19 protein-coding genes are annotated in these 23,297 nt (G+C 70.8%); 12 read left to right on the plus strand and 7 right to left on the minus strand.

Features of this window, described 5'->3' with window-relative positions; translation table 11 throughout:
- A partial coding sequence (locus VE326_03675) for a PKD domain-containing protein (GenBank protein ID HYJ32294.1) occupies window positions 1–1,662 on the plus strand: 1,662 nt, incomplete at its 5' end.
- 27 nt (window positions 1,663–1,689) lie between these two features.
- On the opposite strand, the gene VE326_03680 is transcribed toward VE326_03675, so the two are convergent.
- From VE326_03680 to VE326_03700, 5 genes are all read right to left on the minus strand, one after another.
- Complete coding sequence (locus VE326_03680; protein ID HYJ32295.1) at window positions 1,690–2,100, minus strand: hypothetical protein; 411 nt, start codon at window positions 2,098–2,100, stop codon at window positions 1,690–1,692.
- A 104-nt stretch (window positions 2,101–2,204) separates the two neighbouring features.
- Complete coding sequence (locus tag VE326_03685) at window positions 2,205–3,404, minus strand: pyridoxal phosphate-dependent aminotransferase (GenBank protein HYJ32296.1); 1,200 nt, start codon at window positions 3,402–3,404, stop codon at window positions 2,205–2,207.
- On the minus strand, window positions 3,401–4,516 hold the full coding sequence (locus VE326_03690; GenBank protein ID HYJ32297.1) for a hypothetical protein: 1,116 nt from the start codon (window positions 4,514–4,516) through the stop codon (window positions 3,401–3,403). The genes VE326_03685 and VE326_03690 overlap by 4 nt, the downstream gene beginning before the upstream one ends.
- A complete protein-coding gene (locus tag VE326_03695; protein HYJ32298.1) occupies window positions 4,513–5,631 on the minus strand; it encodes a M20/M25/M40 family metallo-hydrolase in 1,119 nt (372 codons plus the stop codon). The genes VE326_03690 and VE326_03695 overlap by 4 nt, the downstream gene beginning before the upstream one ends.
- Window positions 5,628–6,716, minus strand: coding sequence for a M42 family peptidase (locus VE326_03700; GenBank protein HYJ32299.1), 1,089 nt, complete (start codon window positions 6,714–6,716; stop codon window positions 5,628–5,630). The genes VE326_03695 and VE326_03700 overlap by 4 nt, the downstream gene beginning before the upstream one ends.
- 56 nt (window positions 6,717–6,772) lie before the next feature.
- Here VE326_03700 and VE326_03705 point away from each other — a divergent pair, with 56 nt between their 5' ends.
- From VE326_03705 to VE326_03745, 9 genes are all read left to right on the plus strand, one after another.
- On the plus strand, window positions 6,773–7,819 hold the full coding sequence (locus tag VE326_03705; protein ID HYJ32300.1) for a glycosyltransferase: 1,047 nt from the start codon (window positions 6,773–6,775) through the stop codon (window positions 7,817–7,819).
- A complete protein-coding gene (gene cutA, locus VE326_03710; protein ID HYJ32301.1) occupies window positions 7,816–8,169 on the plus strand; it encodes a divalent-cation tolerance protein CutA in 354 nt (117 codons plus the stop codon). Before VE326_03705 ends, cutA begins: the two co-directional genes overlap by 4 nt.
- Window positions 8,166–9,836 (plus strand): amidohydrolase, encoded by a 1,671-nt coding sequence (locus VE326_03715; protein HYJ32302.1) that lies wholly within the window; start codon window positions 8,166–8,168, stop codon window positions 9,834–9,836. Before cutA ends, VE326_03715 begins: the two co-directional genes overlap by 4 nt.
- Window positions 9,837–9,947: 111 nt before the next feature.
- Entirely contained in the window at window positions 9,948–12,980 is a 3,033-nt protein-coding gene (locus VE326_03720) for a BamA/TamA family outer membrane protein (GenBank protein ID HYJ32303.1), read from the plus strand.
- Window positions 12,901–13,854 (plus strand): hypothetical protein, encoded by a 954-nt coding sequence (locus VE326_03725; protein HYJ32304.1) that lies wholly within the window; start codon window positions 12,901–12,903, stop codon window positions 13,852–13,854. Before VE326_03720 ends, VE326_03725 begins: the two co-directional genes overlap by 80 nt.
- The gene (locus VE326_03730; GenBank protein ID HYJ32305.1) at window positions 13,851–15,143 is read left to right on the plus strand and encodes a hypothetical protein; all 1,293 of its coding nucleotides are present in this window, start codon (window positions 13,851–13,853) and stop codon (window positions 15,141–15,143) included. The genes VE326_03725 and VE326_03730 overlap by 4 nt, the downstream gene beginning before the upstream one ends.
- Before the next feature lie 215 nt (window positions 15,144–15,358).
- The gene (locus VE326_03735; protein ID HYJ32306.1) at window positions 15,359–15,856 is read left to right on the plus strand and encodes a hypothetical protein; all 498 of its coding nucleotides are present in this window, start codon (window positions 15,359–15,361) and stop codon (window positions 15,854–15,856) included.
- A 130-nt stretch (window positions 15,857–15,986) separates the two neighbouring features.
- The gene (locus VE326_03740; GenBank protein HYJ32307.1) at window positions 15,987–17,183 is read left to right on the plus strand and encodes a DHHA1 domain-containing protein; all 1,197 of its coding nucleotides are present in this window, start codon (window positions 15,987–15,989) and stop codon (window positions 17,181–17,183) included.
- Between the two features lie 4 nt (window positions 17,184–17,187).
- Window positions 17,188–20,379, plus strand: coding sequence for a hypothetical protein (locus tag VE326_03745; protein HYJ32308.1), 3,192 nt, complete (start codon window positions 17,188–17,190; stop codon window positions 20,377–20,379).
- 63 nt (window positions 20,380–20,442) lie between these two features.
- On the opposite strand, the gene VE326_03750 is transcribed toward VE326_03745, so the two are convergent.
- Window positions 20,443–20,730 carry a hypothetical protein gene (locus VE326_03750; GenBank protein HYJ32309.1) on the minus strand — a complete coding sequence of 96 codons (288 nt, stop codon included), beginning with the start codon at window positions 20,728–20,730 and terminating at the stop codon, window positions 20,443–20,445.
- 188 nt (window positions 20,731–20,918) lie between these two features.
- Window positions 20,919–21,710, minus strand: coding sequence for a polyphenol oxidase family protein (locus tag VE326_03755; GenBank protein ID HYJ32310.1), 792 nt, complete (start codon window positions 21,708–21,710; stop codon window positions 20,919–20,921).
- A 51-nt stretch (window positions 21,711–21,761) separates the two neighbouring features.
- Here VE326_03755 and VE326_03760 point away from each other — a divergent pair, with 51 nt between their 5' ends.
- Together VE326_03760 and VE326_03765 are read left to right on the plus strand one after the other, a co-directional pair.
- Window positions 21,762–22,568: a hypothetical protein gene (locus VE326_03760; GenBank protein HYJ32311.1), complete on the plus strand. Its 807-nt coding sequence runs from the start codon at window positions 21,762–21,764 to the stop codon at window positions 22,566–22,568.
- Complete coding sequence (locus VE326_03765; protein ID HYJ32312.1) at window positions 22,565–23,290, plus strand: hypothetical protein; 726 nt, start codon at window positions 22,565–22,567, stop codon at window positions 23,288–23,290. Before VE326_03760 ends, VE326_03765 begins: the two co-directional genes overlap by 4 nt.
- Window positions 23,291–23,297: the final 7 nt, after the last annotated feature.

The following is a 23,297-nucleotide window of genomic DNA, read 5'->3' on the forward strand; positions in this document are numbered from 1 at the left end:
CGGGTGATCATCCGGGCGGCGCGTGTGGGCTCGTATCGGGTCGTGGTCGGAGCCGCGGACGCTTCCGGCGAGATCACGGATACGTTCCTGGTGACCATTGAGGATCACGCGATCCACCATGCTCCCCGGTTCGAATCCATCTCGAACCTCACCGTGGATCAGGGCGCGAGGGCGAGCGAAACGCTCGTAGCGACGGACGCCGACGGCGACGATCTTCGAATCGAGCTCGTTCGCGGCCCGCGCTATGTCGGGCTCGGTTCGCCGCGGTACACGCCGGGGAGGGCGGAGCGCGACATCGGCGCAACCCCGGGAGGCATGGACGTGAGCGGCACGGCGCTCGTCCGGTGCACCGATGGGCTTATCGAAACCCAGGACTCGCTGCAGGTGGTCGTCAACGACGTCAACTTCGCTCCGAGGTTCGAGTGGCGTCCCAGCTCGGAATCGTGCGCGGCGCAGGGCGAGAACGGCTGGGTCGACCTTCCGTTCTTCGATGCCGACGGGGACTCCATGGCCCTGAGTACGGAGGGCCTTCCGCCGTGGGCTCGCGCGGAATGCTTCACGTTTCCCCGCATTCCGTTGGGCTACGTGTCCCTGTATCTGCAGCCGCAGCGTGCGGACAGCCTGGGCCGATATCCGGTACGGGTGCGGATCCTCGACCCGGCCGGTCGGTCTGCCGAAGCCTCCGTAACGATCGTGCTGGAGCCGCCTGGAAGTTGCGGCGGAAATGAGCCTCCGGTCTGTCCGATCTGCGCATCGTCCCCGTTGCCACCGACCGCGGTGGTGGGGGGCCCCTACAAGGGCGTGGCCGGAGTCCCGATTTCGTTCGACGGCAGGCAGTCGCATTCGGACGGCGCGATCCAATACCGCTGGGATTTCGGAGACGGTGCGAAGGCATCAGGTCCCAACCCCACCCATGTGTACTCGAGCGGCGGGGACTTCCGTGTCCTGTTGAGTGTTTGGAATCCGGGAGGCGTGAGCAGCGATTCGGCTCTGGTTCGGGTGGCCGCCGGGTACCCGGTGCGTGCCTTCCTGAGCCCGGCGGGCCGGCCGCTCGTGTCCGTTGCCGGCAACGAGCGATTCCCCGTCTTCGTCGAATCCCCCGAGAGCACGTATACCGCGCAGGAGATCGATCCGGCCTCCATCGTCGTCGGACGATCCGAGACGTTCCCGGGAGCAGGTGTCGTGAACGGGCGCGACGCCCGTCTGGGTGATTCGGACAAGAACGGCGTGCCGGATCTCGAAGTCGCCTTGTCGGGCGATGCGCTGCGCTCCTTGGTCGCATCCGCAAGCGGGAGGAGCGAACTGGACCTGAACGTCGAGGGACGGCTCACGGGCGGGGGTCACCTGGTTGGCAGCCTGCGGCTGACCGCTCTGGGGACGCCGGCGAAGTCCGGTCGCGCGGTCGTCGGGCCCAACCCGATGAATCCCGCGGGCACGTTCTACTTCGACGTGCCCCGGAGCGGGCCTGTGAGCGTTCGAATCTACGAGGTGGGCGGGCGGCTCGTGCGCACCCTGGTGGATGCCACCGTGCCGGCCGGTCCGATGACGGTTTCGTTCAACGGCCGCGACGGGAAGGGACGGGAGCTGGCGACCGGGATCTACTTCTATCGTATCGAAACAACGGGAGGGCGCCAGGTAGGACGGATTTCACTTCTCAAGTGAGATAAGGCGGCCCCGAACGGCAGAGGGTCAGCGCTCCCAGACGGGAGCCCAGTCGTCGGTGCGGATCAGGGTGCCGGCGACGATGCCGAGCACCAATCCTGAGCCGGCGCCGGCCGCCCCGTAGATGACCGTGGCGACCCATTGATCCCGGCCATTCTCCTCGGAGGTGCTGATCAGCGCTCCGATGCCGGCGCCCAGGACCAGCCCCAGGAACGCTCCGGCGAGCGTGTGGCCGTGACTGCCGGAGCGGCGGTCGAGACCCTCGATCGCCTTGAACTCCAGACGGGATTCGTGACGCAGCCGCCTGTCAGATGCGAGATACAGCGTCTCCGGCGTGGCCGCGAGGAAGCGGGCGCGGAAGGAATCGTCGGAGCGCAGTCGGACGCGGATGGGATCGCCGCGCTGGAGGTCCATGAACGGGGAAGAGGTTCGGAGCACGGTCTCCGGGTCCTCGGCCCGTGCGAGGGTCGCGAGACCACAAAAGAGAACGAGCCCCAATCCGGCGCAGATCAGGGCTCGCGTCCAAACGAATATGGGCACCGCTACCGGGCGACCTTGACGGGATACGCCTCCAGCGCGCCCTTGAGGATTTCCATCGCCTTCCGCAGCGCGCCCTCCTCGAGCACGTACGCGAAGCGGATCTCGTTCTTGCCCCGGCCGGGCGTGGCGTAGAAGCCGTCGCCGGGCGCGACCATGACGGTCGCCTTGTCCTTCCGGTAATTCTGAAGTAACCAGATCACGAACTCCTCGGCGTCCGGAACGGGGAGCTCGGCCATCAGGTAGAAGGCGCCCTCGGGCTTGCGCGCGAACGCGCCGGGGATGTGCGACAGCCCCTCCATCACCAGGTCGCGGCGCTTCTTGAACTCGGCCACGACGCCGTCCGTGTAGGACTTCGGCACCTGGTCGATCACGGCGGCGGCGTACTGCCCGATGCTCGGCGGGGACAGGCGCGCCTGCGCGAACTTCAAGCAGGCGTCGCGCACGCCGGCATTCTTGGAGACCAGCGTCCCCACGCGGGCCCCGCACATGTTGAGCCGCTTGGAGATCGAATCCACCAGCACCACGCGTTCCGCGGCCTTGGCGCGCGTCATCGGCGACTCGTGCCGGGCGCCGTCGTAGATGAACTCGCGATAGGCCTCGTCGGTGATGATCCAGAGGTCGTGCTTCATCGCGAGGTCGACGATGGCGTCGATCTCGGCCGCGGTGTAGGCCGTGCCGGTCGGGTTCGACGGCGCGCAGATCAGGATGCCGCGGGTCTTGGGCCCGATGGCCCGCTCGATCGCCTCGACCGGCGGCAGGTGGTAGCCGGTGCGGCCGTCGCAGGGGATCGGCTTCACGCCGACGCCTGCGACCAGCGCCATGGTCGCGTAGTTCGTGTAGAACGGCTCGAAGACGATGCACTCTTCACCCGGCTCGAAGAGCGCCCAGAACGCGAACTGGAGCGCCTCACTCCCGCCCACGGTGGTAAGCACCTCGGCCGGGGAGACGTCGAGTCCGACGCTCTTGTAGTAGCGCGACATCCCTTCGCGGAATTCGGGAATGCCGGGCGACGGTGCGTACGGCACGTACTTCCCGGGGTAGTTCCGGATCCGCTCCATCACGATCTCCGGCGTGGGGAGATCGGGCTGGCCGATGTTCAGCTGGTAGACTTTCACGCCCTGGCGCGTGGCCTCCTCCGCGTACGGCGCGAGCCGCCGGATGGGGGAAGCCTGCGCGTCGCGGCCCCGTGTCGAAATCTTCATGTCCGCCCTCCTCGTTTCGTCCGCCCAGCGCCCGCGCGCGCCTTGGTCTTGGTTCGCTTGCTCTTGGACCGTTCGCCGGCCGCGCCGCCGGCCCCTTCGAGGATCGCGGCGATCAGCGCCGCCGTCTGCTCCAGATCGGTCGCGTGGACCAGCGATCCGACGCCTCCCGTCCGTCGCGCGGGGATCGCGATGACCGCGGTCGGGACGCCGCTCCGGGCCGCGCGCACGGCGCGGGCGTCGCTTCCCTCCCCCTCGCGGATCAGGTACTGGAGCGGGACGCGCGCGGCGCGCGCCGCCTTGCGGACCCGCTCCAGCATCTCCGGGTGCGCCAGGAATCCCTGCTCCTTGAGCGTGACGCAGGGTCCCTTGCCGAGCGAGAAGCCGCTGGTCTCCTTGGGCTCACCCAGGTGCGCCACGTCCACGACGACCGCCATCTCGGGGTCGATCCCGAAGGTGCCGGTCGTGGCGCCGCGGGCGCCCAGGTCCGATTGCGCCGTGAAGACCGCATGCACATCGTAACGCACCCGCCGGGCGCGCGTGAGGGCGTGGACCAGCGCGGCGCAGCCGGCACGGTCGTCGAGGTTGGCCGAGCACCAGTAGTCGCCGAGGCGCGCTGGCCGGTCGTCGATGGCGGCCACGTCGCCCACGTCGAGCGGGCGGCTCCCATTCGCGCGCGTCGCGCGACGCCCGGCGGCCCTGCCGACTCCGGTCTCGACCAGAAGCTGGTCCATCTCGGGGTCGGCGCCCTCCTTCCGGTCCCAGCTCACGATCGCGGCGCGGCCGTCCTCGAAGCGGAGCGGCGCGCCCACCAGCTCGGCCGGCCTCCGGCCGCCCAGGATCGACAGGCGCGCCTGTCCCGTCTCGCCGTCGAGCCTCGTGACGATGATCCCGGGCGCGTCCATGTGCGCGGCGAGCAGGAGCCGCGGCCCCTCGCCGGCGCGGTGCAGATGCAGATTCCCGATCGCGTCCTCCTCCCACGTTCCGGCGCCGCGCAACAGGCGCCGCAGCACGGAGCGGACCGCGGACTCACGGCCCGGAGGTCCATAGGCGGCGAGCAGCGGCTGGAGCAGGGAATCCAGGGCCGCGGCGGATTTCAGGGAAGCGGGGCTCATGATTCCGACCACTCCTTTCCGATCGCGCGCAGGGCGTGCCAGACGAGCTCCACCGTGCGCCGGGCGTCGCGCACGTCGAGGTATGCGGCGGGCGCATGGATGTAACGGCAGGGAACCGAGACGACCGCCGAGGGAACGCCGGCCCCGGAGAGCGCGATCCTTCCCGCGTCGGTGCCGCCGATGCCGGGCCGCTTCCACTGGGTCGGGATGCGCCGCTCCGCCGCCGTGCGGCGAAGCAGGTCGACCAGCCGCGCGTCGGCCATGAGGCTCCGGTCGTGCACGGTCAGCGTGGGTCCACCCCCCATGCGCGGGGCGCTCTCCTCGGGGCCGGCGCCGGGCGTCTCGCCGGACGCGGTGCCTTCGAGCACGATCGCCAAGTCGGGCGCGACCCGGCGCGCCGCGGCCGTGGCGCCGCGCAGGCCGACCTCCTCCTGGACCGACCAGACCGCGGTCACCGGGACCGGGGGCCGCTCCTGGACCAGGCTCGCGAGCACCGCGCACCCCGCGCGGTCGTCGAAGGCCTTCCCCTTGCGAACCGACCCCCAGGCCTCGTAGGTGGTGTCGAACACGGCGGTGTCGCCGATCGCGACGTGCCGCATCGCGTCCTCGCGCGACGAGGCGCCGATGTCGATGTAGAGGTCGTCGGCCGCGATGACCTTGTCCTCCTCGGTATGCGACACCAGATGGGGGGGCAGGATTCCGGTCACGCCGCGAACGCCGGCGCCGCCCACCCGGAACACCTGTCCCACGAGGACGCGCGGGTCGATGCCGCCCGCGCGCCGGAAGCGGAGGCGGCCTTCCTTCTCGATGGCGGTGATCATGAAGCCCACTTCGTCCATGTGGGCGCAGAGCATCACGTGGGGAAGACGTCCCTTCCGGGCCGAGCCGTTCGTCCGCGCGTTTCCGTTCCGGACGCCGGCGCCCTCGACCCCGATGCGCGCGACGAGGCTGCCCATCGCGTCCACCTCGAGCGTGTCCACCCGGTCGCGCACGGCGGCCGCGACGATCTCGCGCACGCGATGCTCGTCGCCGCTCACGCCGGCCGCGTTGGAGAGCGATTCCAGGAAGTCCTCGCGGAAGGCCGGGGCCGCGCCGCGAGCGCCGTTCGCGCTCACTTGAGCACCTCGGTCACGCTCCAGTCGGACGCCAATCCGGCGACGTAGCCGGCGAGGAGACGCGCGCACGCGTCCACATCGCGAGGCTCCACCGTCTCGACGCCGCTGTGCATGTAGCGGCAGGGAATGCCGAGCACCGCGGTGGGGATCCCCTCCCGCGCGATCTGGATGTCCATGGCGTCGGTGCCCGACGAGGCGGGATAGGCCTCGACGTGATAGGGGATCTTGAGCGAGCGCGCCGTGGCGCGGAGCCCCTCGAAGACGCGAGGATGCACGTTCGAGCCCACGGTGAGGCCGGGGCCGCCGCCGAGCGGGATCGTGTCCGCCTCGCGGGCGCCGAGCATGTCGCCGTGGCTCACGTCGATCGCGATGCCGAGCCTCGGGTCCACGCGCTCGGTCGCGGTGCGGGCGCCCAGGAACACGGTGCCGAACTCCTCTTCGATGGTGGCCACGCCGACCACGTCCCATTCCGGGCGGCGGTCGCGCAGCAGCTCGAGCGTCCGGATCACGACGACGACGCCCGCGCGGTCGTCCATGCCGGGGGAAGCGATCCTCCCGTTCAGGAGATCCACGGGCGGCTGGCGCAGCGTGACCATGGTGCCGATCGGGACGCGCCGCCGCACCTCGGCCTCGGGGCGTCCCGTATCCAGGTAGAGCTCGTGCAGCGGCACCACCTTCTCCGACTCGCCGCGCGCCTGGAGATGGGGCGGCTTGGTTCCGAAGAGCGCCGGCATCGGCGGCTTGGAGTGCACCATCACCTCCTTGCCGGGCAGCGTGCGCGGATCGAAGCCGCCGACCGAGGTGACGCGGAGAAAACCCCCCTTCTCGATCCGCTTCACGAGGAACCCGATCCGGTCCATGTGGGCGGCGAGAAGCGCGCGCGGCCGCGGCGTTTCGCCCGTGCCGTCGATCCACCCGTAGACGTTCCCGATCGGATCGCGCGTCACGCGATCGGCGAACTGGCCGAAGACGCGCGCGATCTCCGGGGCGGCGGCGTGCTCGTGTCCGGGAACGCCGGGGAGCGACGTGATGTGCCGGAGCCAGTCGGCCGTGGATCCGTGGCGCACATCGATCGCGGTGGGCATAGAAGCCAGAATTTAGTCCACCCCTCCCATGCAGGCAACGTAAACTCCGCGCCCACATGGACCGTCTGCGGATCGCCGTGGCGCTCCCGCATCTCGGGGTCTACGGCGGCGTCCGCCGTTTCCTCGAGCTGGGCCGGGTCTGGTCGGAGCGGGGGCACGAGGTCGCCCTGGCCACGCCCCCCGGCGCGCGGGAGGCCGCCCCGTGGCTTCCGTTTCCGGGCCGCGTCACCTCGCTGGAGGCGCTGCCGGCCGAGCGCTGGGACGTCCTCCTCTCGCCCGACCCGCGGCTCTTTCAGGAAGTCCGGCTACCGGGCGCCTTGCGCGTCTTCTACGCGGTGCTCGAATGGGCGCCCGGCGCGATCCACGCGTGGCGTGGCGCCGACCTCGTGCTCGCCAATTCCGAGGGGATGGCGCGCCACCTCCGCCGCAGGCGCGTCCGCGCCGTGCACGCGCCGGGGGGCGTGAACTTCGCGACGTTCCATCCTCCCGCGGAGGATCCGCGACCGAGGGGTCCCGTGGACGAGCCGGTGCGGGCGCTGGTCTACGGGAGGCTCTCGCGGCGGCGCAAGGGGACGCTGGCCGCGGCGCAGGCCGTGGACCGCGCGGCGCGGCGGACCGGCGTGCGCGTGTCGCTCACGCTCTTCGACGCGCCCCCCTCGGGAGCCGCCCCGCCGAGCGAGCCGCTGCCGATTTCGGTGCCGCACCGCTGGGTCCTCCACCCCTCCCAGGAGACGCTGGTCGCGCTGTACGGCGAGGCCGATCTCTTCGTGAGCGCGGAGCGCCGCGCGGGGTGGTGCAACACGGCGGCGGAAGCGATGGCCTGCGGCGCGGCGGTGGTCTGCACGCGGAGCGGCACGCTCGACTTCGCGCGACACGGCGACACGGCTCTCGTCTCGCGATTTCCGTGGAGCTGGACGCTGGCGCGTCACGCCGAGGCCCTGCTGCGCGATCCGGAGCGGCGCGGGGCGATCGCCGCGCGCGGGCGGGCGCGCATCGCGGAGTTTCCCTGGGAGCGCACCGCGGCGATCATCGAGACGGCGATTCTGGACCGCCTGGGCACCGGCCGCGGACATCGTGACGGAGCCCCGGAGGAGGGACGATGAGCGTCGGACGACGGCTGGCGATGGGATCGGGGATGGCGGTCGTGATCCTCTCGGCCTATCCGAGGCGTCTCGCGGCGGAGCGCGCCGCCCGCGCCCTCGTGCGCGAAGGCCTCCTTGCCTGTGCCACGGTGACGCCCGGGGCGCGCGCCTTCTATCGCTGGAAGGGGAAGGACCGAGCCGCATCGACCACGCTCCTCTGGGGAAAGACGACCCGCGCCAAGGCAAGTGCCGCGGTGCGCGCCATCCACGAGAGTCATCCCGACGAGGTGCCGGAGATCCTGATCCTTCCGGTCGTGGGCGGACACGAACCCTACCTCGCCTGGGTTGAGAGCGAGGTGAAGGGGCCATGACCCCCGCGCGCAGGCCGCCTCCCGCCCGCCCGGTTCGACGCGGGCGCGACGAGGCCGGAGAGCTTCTCTTCCACAACGGACGCCTCGTCGACGCGCGACGTGCCGCCCGGCTTCCCGCGCCCGGACACGCGCGTCCGCTCCCGCGCGGCGGCGGAGAAGCCGTCTGGGTGCGGGGCGGCAGGATCGAGGCGGTCGGAACCTACGGCGCGCTCCGACGGCGCGCGGGCCGCTCGGCGCGCGGCATCGATCTCCGGGGCGGCACGCTCACTCCCGGCTTCACCGACGCCCACATCCATCTCATCACCTGGCGGCGCGCGCTGGACGAGCCGTGGCTGGAGGCGCAGACGCCCGAGGCGGTCGAGCGGGCGGTGGCGGCGCGCCTCGCCGAGGCCGGGGCACAGGAATGGATCCTGGTGCGCGGCTGGGTGCCTCGGGAGTGGCCCGCGGAGCGCCGGCGGCGCGCGATGCTCGACCGGCTCGCGCCCGGCCGCCCGCTCGTGCTCCAGGCGGTGGACGGGCACTCGGTCTGGGCGAATGGGGAGGCGCTGACCCGCGCCGGGATCGACGGAAGCACGCCCGATCCCTCCGGCGGGCGGATCGAGCGGGACGCCTCGGGAGGTCTCACCGGCATCCTCGTCGAGGCCGCCGACCGCCCGGTGCGCTCGGCGGTCGTGCATGGAGAGGACCCGGCCGTGACGCTGGGGCGGGCCCTGGCGCGCGCCCGCGCGCTCGGCATCACCAGCGCGCACGACTTCGACCGCTCGGCCACCTGGCGCGCGGCCCAGGATCTGGAGCGCAAGGGTTCGCTCGGGTTCCGGCTCCTGCTTTCGATCCCGCTCATCGCGCTCGACCAGGCGCTCGCGCTGGGTCTCCGGAGCGGCTTCGGGACCGAGCGCCTCCGGATCGGTCCCGTGAAGATGTTCGCCGACGGAACGCTGGGGTCGGCGACGGCGCTCCTCGAGGCGCCCTACGAGGGGTCGACCGATGCGGGGATCGAGGTCACCGATGCCGGCGCGCTGGCCGAGGGCTGCCGGCGGGCCGCCGAGGGCGGCCTCTCCGTCGCCATTCACGCGATCGGAGACCGGGCGGTCCGGCACGCGCTGGACGCCATCGAGACTCCCCTGAACGCCGGCCTCAGCTACCCGCTGCCGCCCCGGATCGAGCACGTCCAGCTCTTGCGATTCGAAGATCTTTCGAGATTTCGTTCCAGCGGTACTCTAGCTTCGGTCCAGCCCATCCACCAGGTGACCGACCGCACCGTCGCACGCGCCAAGTGGGGTGAGCGGACCGGACGTTCGTATGCCTACCGAGCGCTTCTCGGCGCCGGCGCCCCGCTCCTCTTCGGCTCGGACGCGCCGTTCGACCGCGCGGGGCCGCTGCTCGCGATCCAGGCCGCGCTCTCGCGGCGCGAGGCGGGGGAGGCGGACGCGATGTCGTATCATCCGGAGCAGCGGCTCCGGCTGACCCAGGCGCTCCGCGCGCACCTCGAGTCGTCGCACCTGGCCGCGGGGTGGGCGACGCCGCTCGGGAGGATCGAGGCCGGCTACGGAGCCGACCTGGTCCGTTTCGACCAGGATTTATGGTCCGTTCCGACCGATTCCTGGCACCAGGCGAGGGTCACCGGTGTTTGGGTGGGCGGAAGGCCGGAACCTATCGAAAAAATGTAGTTTTACGCGTCTCTCTTCTTGTCCCGGGACATCGTGCGCTGGTAGAATGTTTCTCGCGTCTCCCACCAGTCGTCGTCTCGCCGGGCGGACTCATCCGAAGGCCGCTCTTGAATGAAAACTGAACGTCTCGTCGGGCTCATCTCAGCGCTGCTTCTCGTCGTCGTCGCCGCACGTCCCGCTGCCGCGCAGTACTACGCCTTCGGCAAGAACAAGGTGCAGTACGAATCCTTCCAGTGGCACACGCTCCAGGGCGCCCACGTCGAGATCTACTACTACCCGGAGGAAGAGCCGCTCGCCCGGCTCGCTCTGGTGCTGGCCGAGCAGAGCTACGAGGACCTGACGAAGAAGTTCCAGCACGAGGTCGACCGGCCCGTGCCGATGATCGTCTTCGCCTCCCACCACCACTTCGAGCAGAACAACGTAAGTCCTTTCGTCATGCCCGAAGGCGTCCAGGGCTTCACGGAATACCTGAAGGGCCGCGTGGTCCTGCCCTACACCGGCTCCTACGCCGAATTCCGGCACGTGATCCATCACGAGATGGTGCACGTCTTCCAGTTCTCGATTCTCGACGAGGTCTACAAGAAGCACCGGAAGAGCACCTACCTCGTCCCGCCGCTCTGGTTCTCGGAGGGGCTCGCCGAGTACTGGTCGACCGAGTGGGACGCGCAGGGGACGATGGTCCTCTCCGACATGGTCCTCGAGGGACAGCTTCCGACGATCAACGAGCTCTGGCGCTACAACGGCACCTTCACGATCTACAAGCTGGGACAGTCGATCTGCCAGTACATCGGGGAGACGTACGGGCAGGACGCGCTTCGCCGCCTCTACACCGACGCCTACAAGGACGACCGCTTCGAGAAGCTGATCGGCCGGGTCACTGGCACTTCGGTGCAGAAGGTCTCCGAAGACTGGATCTACGCGATGAAGCGCCGCTACTACCCCGAGGTGAAGGATCACGTCTCGCTCGCTTCGGCCGCCGAGGAGCGCGCCGTCTCGCAGGGGGTCAACCTCAAGCCGGTGGCGGTGCCCGACTCGACGATCCTGGGCGGCTACCGCTACCTCTTCATGTCCGCCCGGAGCGGCTACACGAACATCTACTCGGCTTCGTGGAAGGGGCGCGAGCGCGACGTGAAGTCGGTCGTGCGCGGCCAGCGGACGGCGCAGTTCGAGTCGTTCCACCCCTTCCAGAGCCGGATCGACGCCAACCGGAAGGGCGAGCTGGCCTTCGTCTCCAAGTGGAACGAGGGGGACGCCCTCTTCGTGATGGATCTCGCCACGAAGAAGGTGACGATCAAGAAGCGCTTCGAGGGACTGACGACGCTGGCCTCGCCCGCGTGGTCGCCCGACGGCTCCGCCATCGCGTTCGCCGGGATCACGCCCTCGGGACAATCCGATCTGTATCTCTTCCGTCCGGCCACGGGCGAGCTGCAGCGGCTGACCCATGACGATTACGCCGACGCCGACCCCACCTGGTCGCCCGACGGCAAGACGATCGCGTTCGCCTCGGACCGCACCCGCTACGGCAAGGACGGGCACCAGAACCTGTTCCTCCTCGACGTGGCGAGCGGCGGCGTCCGCTACCTGACCTGCGGCCCCTGGATCGACCAGTCGCCGCGGTGGTCGCCCGACGGGAAGCGGATCGCGTTCGCGTCCGACCGCGACGGCGGCTTCAACCTGTACGCCGTCGACCCGCAGGGAAACGGCGCGCGCCTGACGAAGCTCCTCGGCACCGCGCTCGACCCGGCGTGGACGCCCGACGGCCGTTCGCTTCTCTTCACCGGCTTCCGGAAGCAGGGATTCGGGATCTACCAGCTCCCGGTCGAACCTGCCGCCCTTCCGGGCCCGTCCGCTCCGACGGCGTCGGCGCGCCCCTCGGCCCCGGGGACGTCCGCGAGCCTCGCTCCGGGCGCCATGGTGGCCGCCAATCCCGCTCCCGCGGCCTCCGGCGGCACGGATGCCTCGGCCAAGGCGGATCCCAAGTCCGCGGCCTCTGACGATCCAAAGCCCGCGGTCTCCGCCGACCCGAAGCCCGCGGCCGTGGCGGCCACGACGCCGGCCGCGCCGGCCGATTCCTTCCAGCTCGTGATGGAATCCGCCCCGCCGCAGTGGGGCTGGGACGAGACGCTGGCCCAGGCGACGCAGAAGCCCTCGACCTACGAGCCGCACTACGGGCTGGACCTGGTTTCGGGCGGCCTCTCCTTCACGCCCAGCGAGAACGGCGGCGAAGGGTTCGTGGGAGCCTTCAGCGACCTCCTCGGCAACCGCACCTTCGTCTTCCAGGTGGGGAACACGGCGGAGACGGCGGGGGACATCCTCTCGCGCATGAACGCGGGGGCCTGGTACATCAACCGCCAGCACCGCTGGAACTACGGCGTCGGGATCTTCCACCTCGCCGCCAACTACCGCGACGCCCTCGATCTCGACTACTTCGAGCGGAGGGCCGGCGGCTCGCTGGTCGCCTCCTATCCCTTCTCCCGGTTCAGCCGGGTCGAAGGGACGGCCGAAGCGTTCTACGATCAGAAGGAGCGCGAGGACGGCTCGATGCGCGAAGGGTTCCTCACGAGCCACTCGATCTCGCTCATCCGCGACAACACCCTCTGGTTCGCGACCGGCCCGCGCGACGGCTCCCGCTACAACCTGACCGGCTCGCTCACCACCAACTGGCGCACCGGCCACGCCGAGAACCTGACGCTGAGCGCAGACTACCGGCGCTACCTGCGCGTGAGCCAGTGGACGACGCTGGCGATGCGGGTGCAGGGGCGGGAATCGAACGGGGCCGACCCCGAGCGCTTCGTGATGGGCGGCACGCATTCGCTCCGCGGCTACGGCCGGCGCAGCATCTTCGGAACGAGGATGTACCTGGCCAATCTGGAGTACCGGTTCCCCCTCTTCGATCGCCTCGTGCTGGGGGCTCCGATCCGCGGCCTCGAGCTGCCGGGCGTGGAGGGCGCCGTGTTCGCCGACGCCGGGAACGCGTGGGAGAAGTTCGAGCCGTTCCCGAGCCCGAAGGGCTCCATGGGTTTGAGCCTTCGCATGAGCCTGGGCGGGTATATGGTTCTTCGCTATGACCTCGCCCGCCGCACCGATTTCAAGACCGTCCGACCGGGTTGGGAGAAGGAGTTCTATCTCGGGTTCGACTTCTGACCCGCGCGCGGCCCAGGGAAGGGCGTCCCGGCTCCGCCTCGTTCTCGTCCTTCTGACGCTCCCCGTCGCGCTCGCCGCGGCGGGGAGCGCGCGCGCCGGCTCCACGCTGCTTCCGGAGAGCGCCCGCCCCGATTCCGCGGTCGCGTCGCTCCGCGTCTCGACGAAGCCCGAGGGCCTCGTCGTGCTCGTGGACGGCGTGCGGGTGGGGCGCGCCCCGGTGGGGCCGCTCTGGGTGCCCGCCAAGGCCATCCTCGTCCAGGCCCTCTCCGACGACCCGCGCCGCTTCGAGCCGGGACGCGACACCCAGCTGGTGACGCCCAAGGCGGGGGACGCCCTCGCCGTCACGATCGACCTACGCCCCTCGGTGCTGCTGCGCACCGAGCCCGAACCGGCCGACCTCTTCCTGCGCTCGGGGGGGGATTCGCTCCTCGGAACGACGCCGCTGCGCCTGCTCCCGTCGCGCCTCGAGGGGCGCGAATTCCGGATCGCCGCCCCCGAGCATGCCGACACCCTCCTCGCCGGCGACGCGCTGCTCGCCCTCGCTCCCTCGGGCGGGCCCGCGAGCGTGCGCTTGAGGCGGGTCGCGCCGCATATCCTTCCGGCGGCGCCCAAGGCTCCCCCCGTCTTCCGGCGCCGGTGGTTCCAGCTCGCGATGATCGGAACGGGCGCGGCCCTGACCGGCACGTCGGCGGCGCTCCGGCACCGCGCGGACCAGTGGTACGAGCGTTATCTCCAGTCGTCCGACTCGCGCGAGATCCCGGGGCTCTACGACCGGACCGTGCACTACGACCGTCTCGCGGGGGGGACGCTGGCGTCGGGACAGGTGCTGCTCACCGCGGGAATCTTCCTGCTCGTGACGAGCGCCCATCGGTGACCCGCCCCCGCATTCCAGCCGCGGCGCTCGCCTTCGCGCTGCTCGCGGCCGCGCTCGGCGCCGGCGGCGGATGCGCCCTGCGGGACCGCTCCAATCCGCTCGACCCGAAGAACCGGAGCGGCACGCACGGCCTGCTCGGCGGCTTCAACGCGGTGGCGGGGGACAACGTGGTCCTCCTGCGCTGGACCCCGGTCGCGCAAGCGGGCGTCGAGGGCTATCGCGTCGATCGCTGGCGGCCGGGTGAGCCGCCCCAGCCGCTTCCGGGAGCGTTCTATCCGCCCTACACCACTTCGGCCGAGGACCTCTCGGCGCGGAACGACTCCGCCTACGTCTATCGGGTCGTGGCCCGGTTCGCCTCCGGGGACAGCGTCGCCAGCCTTCCCGACAGCGCGACGCCGGGCACGCGCCGCATCATGGTGCTCGTGGCCGATCTTCCCGGCGTCGCCGGGCTCGCGCCGGACGCGCGGGACATCGTCTACGACGACGTCGCCTCCGAGCCCTACGACGAGATCGACCTCGATTCCACGCGCGGCGTCTTCTGGCTCAGCCAGTACGACCGGGGCGTCATCGCCAGCCGCCGCTTCGAGTCGCTGAGCGGCGGCATCGAGTTCCAGTCCTACCATCCGACCGACATCGCGATCACGACGCAGCGCCCCACGATCTGGGCCGCCCAGCCCGAGCTGTCCCAGGTCTCCCGGCTGCTCGCGGGCGACAGCACGGGGAGCGCGATCTCCGGGGTGGGGCCGGCCCGAGCCGTGGAGTCGAACAGCGCGAACGCGACGCTCTGGATTGGGGCCGACGACGGCGGCCTCTACCACGCGAGCGCGGCGACGCTCGACACGCTCCAGTCCTGGCGCTTCTCCGGGCGGGTGGGCCCGATCGCGGTGGACGTCGCCTCGGACGAGGCCTGGGTCGCGGTCCGCTCGAGCGATCTCTTCGATCTCTACCTCGTCACCGCCGGAAATCCCGTGCCGCTGCGGCTGCGGACGGGACTGCTCAACGTGACCGACATCGAGGTGGAGGCGGCGACCCGAACGGCGTGGGTCAGCGAGCGCGGCGCGCCGCTCGCCGGAAACGGGCGGCTCTCGCGCATTGACCGCGACGGGACGGTGCTCGCGAGGCTCATCGGCATCGAGCCGTACGCGCTCGCGGTCGAGCCTCGGTCGAGCGAGGTCTGGGTGACCGACATCCGCTCCGACCGCCTGATCGAGGTGTCCCCGGCCGGAGCGATCCTCCGGCGCTCGCCCCCGATGGGGGTTCCCTACGGCGTGCGCGTCTACCGCCCGTAATCCCGTGGCACACCGGTTGCAGCGTGGCTCTCACGACGCCGGCCCGGAAGGGATCGAGCCGGCCTCGGAAATGGGAAGCATCTACCGGTCGCTCAACCGGATAGCGATGGCGGCGCGCACCGCGCGAACGAGGTGCAAGCCGTCGCTCGATGTCGCTTCTGGCCATGCACTGGTGGCGAATCGTGCACTCTGCATCATTCAGGAGGATGAGGAGAATGCCACGCACCCGCCAGAAACTCGCCACGCTGGACGCCGTCGAAGAAATCGCGCGGCGGGTCCCCGGCTACAAGGGATACCAGGAGCTGTCGCAGCGCCGCGAGGACGACCGGCGATTCCGGAGCAGCATCGCCGAGCACCTCGCCGGTGAGGCGCATCGCCTGGAGCGGATCGAGAGCCATCAGTTCCGTGACGACTTCTCCGACCTGCTGGAAGAGGTGGACGCCGGCGCGCGCAAGCTGGAGTTCCTGGCCGACGCCATCGCCATGCCCTCTCCCGCGCAGAAGGGAACCTTCTCCGACGAGGCCGCGGAGGGCGCGGGGGCCATCGACCGGCAGATCCTGGACGAGCTGGACCGCCTCCACCGGCTGGTGCACGAGCTGGAGAAGGCCTACGTTCATGACGAGCGCTTCGAGATGAACCTGGCGGAGCTCCGCGGACTCACGGAGTCGATCGCCGACCTGATCGAGCAGCGGAACATGGCGCTGACCCGCTGACGCGGCGCCACGCTCCATCGAGGCGCGGCCCGGCCTCGCGCGGTTCGAGGCTCCCCGATTGCCGTACGGGGAGCCTCCTTGTATTCTCGACCCACCGTCTCCCATCGCCCGGTCCGAGGAACGCTCCTTCTTGACCCGTCGCCTCTACTACGAAGATTCCCGACGCGACCAGTTCGAAGCCGTCGTCCTGAGCGCGCGCCCCGACGAGGGGGGAACGCGCGTGGTCCTGGACGCGACCGCGTTCTACCCGGGCGGCGGCGGCCAGCCCTCCGACCGGGGGGTGCTGGGCGGCCGCGCCGTCCTGGAGGTCGGGCTCGAGGGCGACGAGCTCTGGCACCGCGTCGAGGGACCGCTGGAATCGGGCGCGCGCGTCCAAGGCCGGCTGGACTGGGCTCGCCGCTTCGACCACATGCAGCAGCACACCGGTCAGCACATCCTCTCCCGCGCCTTCGTCGAGGTGGCCCGGGCCGACACGCGCTCCTTCCACCTGGGCGAGGCGGTCGTGACCATCGACGTGGACCATCCCGGCCCGGACGCCGCCCTCCTCCGCAAGGTCGAGGATCGCGCCAACGCCATCGTGTGGGAGGACCGGCCGGTCGCGACCCACGTCGTCTCCCTCGATCGCGCGCGGGAATTTCCGCTGCGCAAGGCGCCGGATGTGGAAGGAGAGGTGCGCGTCGTCGAGGTGGAGGGATTCGACTGGTCGGCGTGCGGCGGGACCCACGTCGCGCGCTCGGGGCAGGTCGGGATGATCGCCCTCCTCGGCACGGAGAAGTACAAGAACGGGACCCGCGTCGCCTTCGCCTGCGGGGGCCGCGCGCTGGAGCGGCTCCGGGAGGCATCGGGCGTCCTGCGCGGGCTCTGTCTCGAATTCACGGCGGGAGAAGCGGATCTTCCGCGCGCCATCGCGCGTCTCAAGGGGGAGGTCCGCCGCCTCGAATCGCGCCTGAAGCCGCTCCTCGCCGAGTCGCTGGTCCGGGAAGCCGAGACCTTGCTGGCCGAAGCCGAGCGGGGTAGCGCGGGCCCGGTGGTCGCCCGGTATTTCCCCGACCGGGACCCCTCCGAGCTCGCGGGGATCGCGGCGCACGTCGCCGGCCGGGGCGGAATCGCGCTGCTCGCGGCGGGACGCGACATCGCGCGGGCGCACTTTTCGGCTCCGAAAGGTACAATATCCGTAGGCGCCCTCTTCGCCGACCTCTCCAACGCCTTCGGCGCGAAGGGGGGCGGGCGCCCCGAGGCGGCGCAGGGAGCGATCCCCGCCGACCGCGCGGAAGAGGCGATTGACGCGGCGCGCCGGGCCGCACTGGCCGGAACGAACCAGGGGTGAATGGATGACCCGACATCACGATCGGCGCGCCGGATCCGTCGTTCACGGCGGGACGCTTTCGCGCGCCGCCGCTCTGCTCCTTCTTCTCGCCCTGGCCTCCTCGCCCCCCGCGGCGCGAGCGCAGTCCTTCGGCCAGAACAAGGTCCAGTACAAGGACTTCCATTGGAAGGTGCTCCGCACGGAGCACTTCGACGTCTATCACTACCAGGGGACCGAGCGCGCGGTGCAAGACGCCGCCGTCATGGCCGAGCGCGGCTACCAGCGCTTGAGCCGCGTCCTCCAGCACCAGATCAAGGCGCGCGTCCCGCTCGTCCTCTACGCTTCGCACACCGACTTCGAGCAGACCAACATCACGCCGGAGCTCCTCGGGATCGGCACCGGCGGCGTCACCGAGTTCCTGAAGCGGCGCGTCTTCCTTCCGTTCACCGGCTCCTACGCCGAGCTGGACCACGTTCTCACGCACGAGCTGGTGCACGCGTTCCAGGTGGACATCCTCTTCGGCGACCGGCCGGGAATCGTGGGGAACCCCTTTGCCAGCGTGCCCCCCGGCTGGTTCATGGAGGGGATGGCGGAATACCTGTCGGTGGGCGAGATCGACACGAACACGCAGTCCTGGCTGCGGGACGCCTCCCTCGAGGGCTATCTCATCCCGATCAGCACGCTGGCCTACGTGGGCGACATCCGCGTCTACCGTTTCGGACAGTCGATCTTCGAGTTCATCGCCGACACCTACGGGATCCAGAAGATCGGCGACATCCTGAAGCGGACCCGGCGCATGGGGAGCATGGAGCGGGCCCTCGAGGCCTCCACCGGCCTCACCGTCGACGTCCTCTCCAAGAAGTGGCAGGAGTCGGTCCGCAAGCAGTACCTGCCGCAGATCGCCGACTACGACAAGGCGGACGCGATCGCCTCGAAGCTCACCGACGCCCAGCACGACCGGTCCAACTTCAACGTCGCGGTGGGCGTCTCGCCCTCGGGGATGCAGATGGTCTACATCTCCGACAAGAGCATGTACAACAACGTCTATCTCGCCTCCGCGCTCGACGGGAAGAACTTCAAGAAGCTGGTCGAGGGAGAGCGCACGCCCTCCTTCGAGACGCTCCGTTTCTTCAACACGTCGATCGCCTGGTCGCCCGACGAGAAGATGATCGCCCTTCCCGCGAAAGTGGGCGGCGAGGACGCGATCTACCTGATCGAGGTTCCCTCCGGACACGTGAAGCGGAAGCTCAAGTTCGGGCTCGACGCGATCTACTCCCCGACCTGGTCGCCGGACGGAAAGCAGATCGCCTTCGTGGGGATCGACCACGGCTGGTCGCACCTGATCGTGTCGGACACCAACGGCAAGAATCGCCGGGAGCTGATCAGCGGGCCGTACTCGGTCCGCGAGCCGGTGTGGTCCCCCGACGGGACGAAGATCGCCTACGCGACCGACCAGGGGGAGGGGACCGACGTCTCGCGGCTCATCTTCGGCAAGCTCCGCCTGGCGACCTTCGACGTGGCGACGCATCAGGTCACGGTGCTCCCGCGGCAGAGCGGATCCAACTTCTCGCCGCAGTGGCTGCCCGACGGCAAGTCGCTCCTCTTCGTGTCCGATCGCGCCGGGATTCCGAACATCTATCGCTACGATCTCGTCACGGGCGACTCCTTCCGTCTCTCGAACCTGCTCACGGGGGTCTCCGGCGTCGTGGCCGACGCGCCCTGCATCTCGCTCTCGGCCGACGGCAAGCGGCTCCTCTTCACCTCCTTCACGCGCGGCGGGTGGGACATCTACTCGGTGCGTGACGTGCGCAAGTTCCTCGCTCCCGCCACCGGCGTTCTGGCCGAGCGCTCCATGCCGCTCGCCCCGCTCGCCCCGCTCGGCCGGGTCGAAGCCGCGGCCGGCGTCACCGAGGCGTCGAGCTCCGATCCGGACGGCGATCGCGATCCCGCCGTCCCGCCACCGGCTCCCGCCGACTCGGCCGCGGCGCGCATGGCCGCATCGCGCCCGCCGTCGCTGCCGGGACCGGCGCCCAGTCTCCACGACACGGTGACCGCCGGCGGCATCCAGCCGGCCGTGGCGCTTCGCGATACCTCGGCCGTCGCCGACACGACCCTCGCCATGTACGTGCAGCAGGTCTACCGCGAGCCGCTGACCGACAGCACGACGTTCCTGCGTCTGCCGTACAAGGCCCGGTTCTCGCGCGACTACATCTCGGGCGGGGCGCTCTTCGCCTCGAATGTCGGCTTCGCGGGGTCGAGCGTCATCTCCTTCAGCGACGTGCTCGGGAATCACAACGTCCTCGCCGTGCTGAACCTGTACGGCGACCTGACGCAGTCGGACATCTACCTGGCCTACACCAATCTCGCGAAGCGCACGAACTACGGCTTCGCGGTCTTCCAGTACCGGAACGACCTGCTGCTCCTCTCGGCGCCCTCCAGCGACGACGTGGAGAGCCAGATCTATCGCGGGGGCGCGGTCTTCTTCTCGCGGCCGTTCAACCGCTTCCGGCGAATCGAGTACGGGGTCGAGGCGGCGGTGCTGAACGAGCGGGTGCTCCGCTACAACTACGACCTGGGGCAGATCTCGACGCTGGCGAACAACGGGGACTTCTTCTACGTCGCGCCGAACATCGGACTGGTGGCGGACAACGCGCTCTACGGCACCACCGGGCCGATCAACGGCGGGCGCTCCCGCTACACGGTGGAGTACGCCCTGGGCGACGTGCACTACACGACCGGTCTCATGGACTGGCGGCGCTACACGAACATCCACCAGAACTTCTCGATCGCGCAGCGCTTCATCGCCGGCGCCTCGACCGGGCGCGACCCGCAGCTCTTCCGCTTCGGCGGGGCGTTCACCTACCGCGGCGTGGACTACGGCGACCTGGTGGGCACGCGCGTGCTCCTGGGGAACCTCGAGTTCCGCTTCCCGCTGATCGAGCAGCTCCGCCTGGGATGGCCGCTCGCGATCAACCTGGGCGGCATCAACGGCGTCCTCTTCACCGACGCCGCGACCGCCTGGGAGGACGGGCACGAGCCGGTCTTCTTCTCGAACGTGGGCGGGCTCCGCACCAAGGACCTGCACCTCGCGTTCGGGTTCGGGGCGCGCGTCAACCTGGGCTACTTCATCCTCCGCTACGACTACGCGCGGGAGCACAAGCTCGATGGCGGCATCGGCAAGCCCCGGCACTTCGTGACCTTCGGCGCCGAGTTCTAGCCCCGGCGCCGTGGGGCACGCATGGGACGTCGCGCTCTTCCGCGCGGTCCATCTCGGGTGGCATCAGGCCTGGCTCGACCCGATCCTGCGGGCCCTCTCCAGCCCCGGCGTGTTCAAGATTCCGCTCCTCGTCCTCCTCGGCGCGGCGTTTCTGCTGCGCGGCCGGCGCGGAAGGCTGGGGGTCCTGGTCCTGGCGCTGGCGATCGCCTGCTCCGACCAGCTCTCCTCCAAGGTGCTGAAGCCGATCGTCGGCCGCACCCGTCCCTCGGTGGAGATCGCCGACGCGAGGCCGCTCTTCGGCGTGCGGCACAGCCGCTCCTTCCCGTCGTCGCACGCCGTGAACTTCTTCACCGCGGCGCCGATCGTGGGGTACGTGTTCCCGGAAGCCCGGGTCGCGGCGTACGTGGTGGCGGGGGCGGTTTCCTTCTCGCGCGTTTACGTGGGGGACCACTGGCCGTCGGACGTCCTGGCCGGCGCGGCGCTCGGCCTCCTGCTGGGGTTCACCTGGCGGAAAGCGCTGAGGCGGCTGGAGCGGACCCTCAGCGCGCGGGCGGAGCCAGCCGGAGCAGCATCCAGTGGCGCCCCGTCGTCCCACGGTCCCGGCGATGGGAGTAGAACCGCTCCGGCAGGCACGCGGTACACTCGGACGCGATCGCGATCCGGGCGGGAGGAACCCCCGCCCCGGTCAGGGACGCGGCGATCGCTCCCGGCAGATCGAGGGCGAAGCCGCCGCTCGCATGGGGTTGAATGAGGAACGCCGGGAAGCGACCGGCCGTCTCGGGACCCACGGGGTAGCAGCAGGCATGGATGCACGGACCGATCACGACGTGAAGCGATTCCGGCGGGGAGCCGCTCCGCTCCAGGGCGAGCGCCGCGCGCACGGCGATGCCGTCGAGCGTGCCGCGCCAGCCCGAGTGCACCAGCGCGCCGCGCGCTCCATCCTCCGCGACCAGGGCCACCGCCGCGCAGTCGGCCACGCTGACCGCGGCCCAGGGATCCCCGGCCGCGAGCAGGATGCCGTCCGCCCGCGGGAGGAGGTCGCCCGCGGCCGCCTCCGCGAGATCGGTGCCGTGCACCTGGCGCACCCGCACCGGCTCCCGCGCGTCCATGCCGAGGGCGCCGCGGATCCGCCGGACGTTTTCGAGCACCGACTCCTCGCGGTCGCCGACCCGGAGGCCGACGTTGAGCTCGGCGTAGGGCCCGCGGCTCACGCCGCCGACGCGTGTCGTCATGACGAGCGCCGCTCCGGCGGGGAGCGCCCCCGGCGGCGCCGTCCAGAAGACCGGGTCGGTCCCGGCGCCCTTCGCGCGCTCGATCGCTTCCGTTTCCATCCCCGTCACTCTGCCGTCCTCCGCGCGCTGGCGCAAGCGGGTTGCGTCGCGATGCTGGCCCTGGCGGGATGCGGCAAGGCTCCGGTCTCGCTCACCGGCGGTCCCTCCGGCTCGGGGGATAAGGCGCGCGCGCTCTTCCTCCAGGAATTCGCCAGGACGGAGGCGGCCTCGCGGGGATCGGGAGCGATCTCGCTCAAGCGCGGGGGCGCCAGCGAGGGATCGATGGACGTGCGCTGGGCCACCGAGGCGGACAGCCTCGTCGTCGTGGGCTACGTCGGCCCCATCCGCGCGCTGGACGCTTCCTACCTGGGGGACTCGCTCTACGTGGCGCTTCGCCCGATGGATCTCGGTCTTGCCGGGCAGGTCCTGGGCGAGGACGGGCTCGGGCCGCACGGGCTCCGGTTCCTCGCGCGCCCCTGGGACTTCAGTCCCGGCTGGATCCGCGCCGCCATCGAGCACGGAACGGTGGAGCCCTGGGGGGACGGATGGCGGGTGGCGGGTGTGTTCGTGGGCGAGGCGACGAATCCCTTCGGCCTCGAGCTGAGCGCGAAGGGGGAGCCGCGGCGGCTCCGGATCGGCGGCGCCGGCGGGCGCGGTACGCTCGTCACCATCCGCTACGGCGATCCGAAGAGCTATCGCGGCGGGACGCTGCCGCGCTCGGTGGAATGGGAGCGCGGCCCCGCGGTGGTGCGGCTGGACATCGACGAATACGCGCGTCCGGGCCCATCCAGGCTGCGCCACCTGCCTCCGGCCGATCCCGAGTGGACGATGCTCTCCCTGGACGATCCGCGGAGCCGCGCCCTGCTCCGCCGCTTTCTCGGGATCGGCGAAGAGGGCATGGACGGAGCGGAGCCTTGAGCGCGCGTCGCGGGCTGGCCGCCTCGGCGGCGGGACTCCTGGTGCTGGCGCTCGTCGTGCTGCCGCGCGCGCTCCGGGGAGCGGACGCGGCCGAGGAGGAGGTCCGCGCCTCCTTCCGCCGGGTGCTCGCCGCGCCCGAGGCCAAGGCGCTGATGGCGATCGAGCGCAGCGATCCGTTCGGCGGCGAGCCCTCGCGCGAGAACGGATCGGTCTGGATCCTTCCCGGGCGCGGCCTCCGGTACCGCTCCGCCGCGAGCGGCGGCCAGGAGATCGTCATCGACCGGCAGAAGGAGCTCTTCCTCCTCTATAGCCCCTCGGAGCGCACTGTCTATCGGGCGCCCTATGCGCGCGCTCCGGCGCGCCTCCGCCGCCTGGTCGCCGAGCCGGAGCAGTTCCTTCGCGCGCGTCTCGACGCCCGCGCGGAGGCTCGGGCCGTCCGCGGTCGCATGCGGGACGGCTACCGCCTGCACGGCGGCTCGCTCGGCGATTCGCTCCCCGAGGTCTCGGTGTGGATGTCGCGCGACCGGGGTACGGGACTGCCGCACTGGGTCTCGATCGCTTCGCCCACCGACACCGTCTGGATCGAGTTCCGGAACTGGAATCTCGCGTCCCGGGCGCGCCCGGCCGACCTCGCCCTCTCGGCTCCTCCCGGCACCCAGGAGGCGCCGCTCGACCCCCGCGAGCTGCTCGAGCGCGGGGGAGGATCGGGCGAATCCCGTTGACGCTGGT

It is taken from the genome of Candidatus Binatia bacterium, from assembly GCA_035631035.1.
Lineage (GTDB): Bacteria > Eisenbacteria > RBG-16-71-46 > SZUA-252 > SZUA-252 > DASQJL01.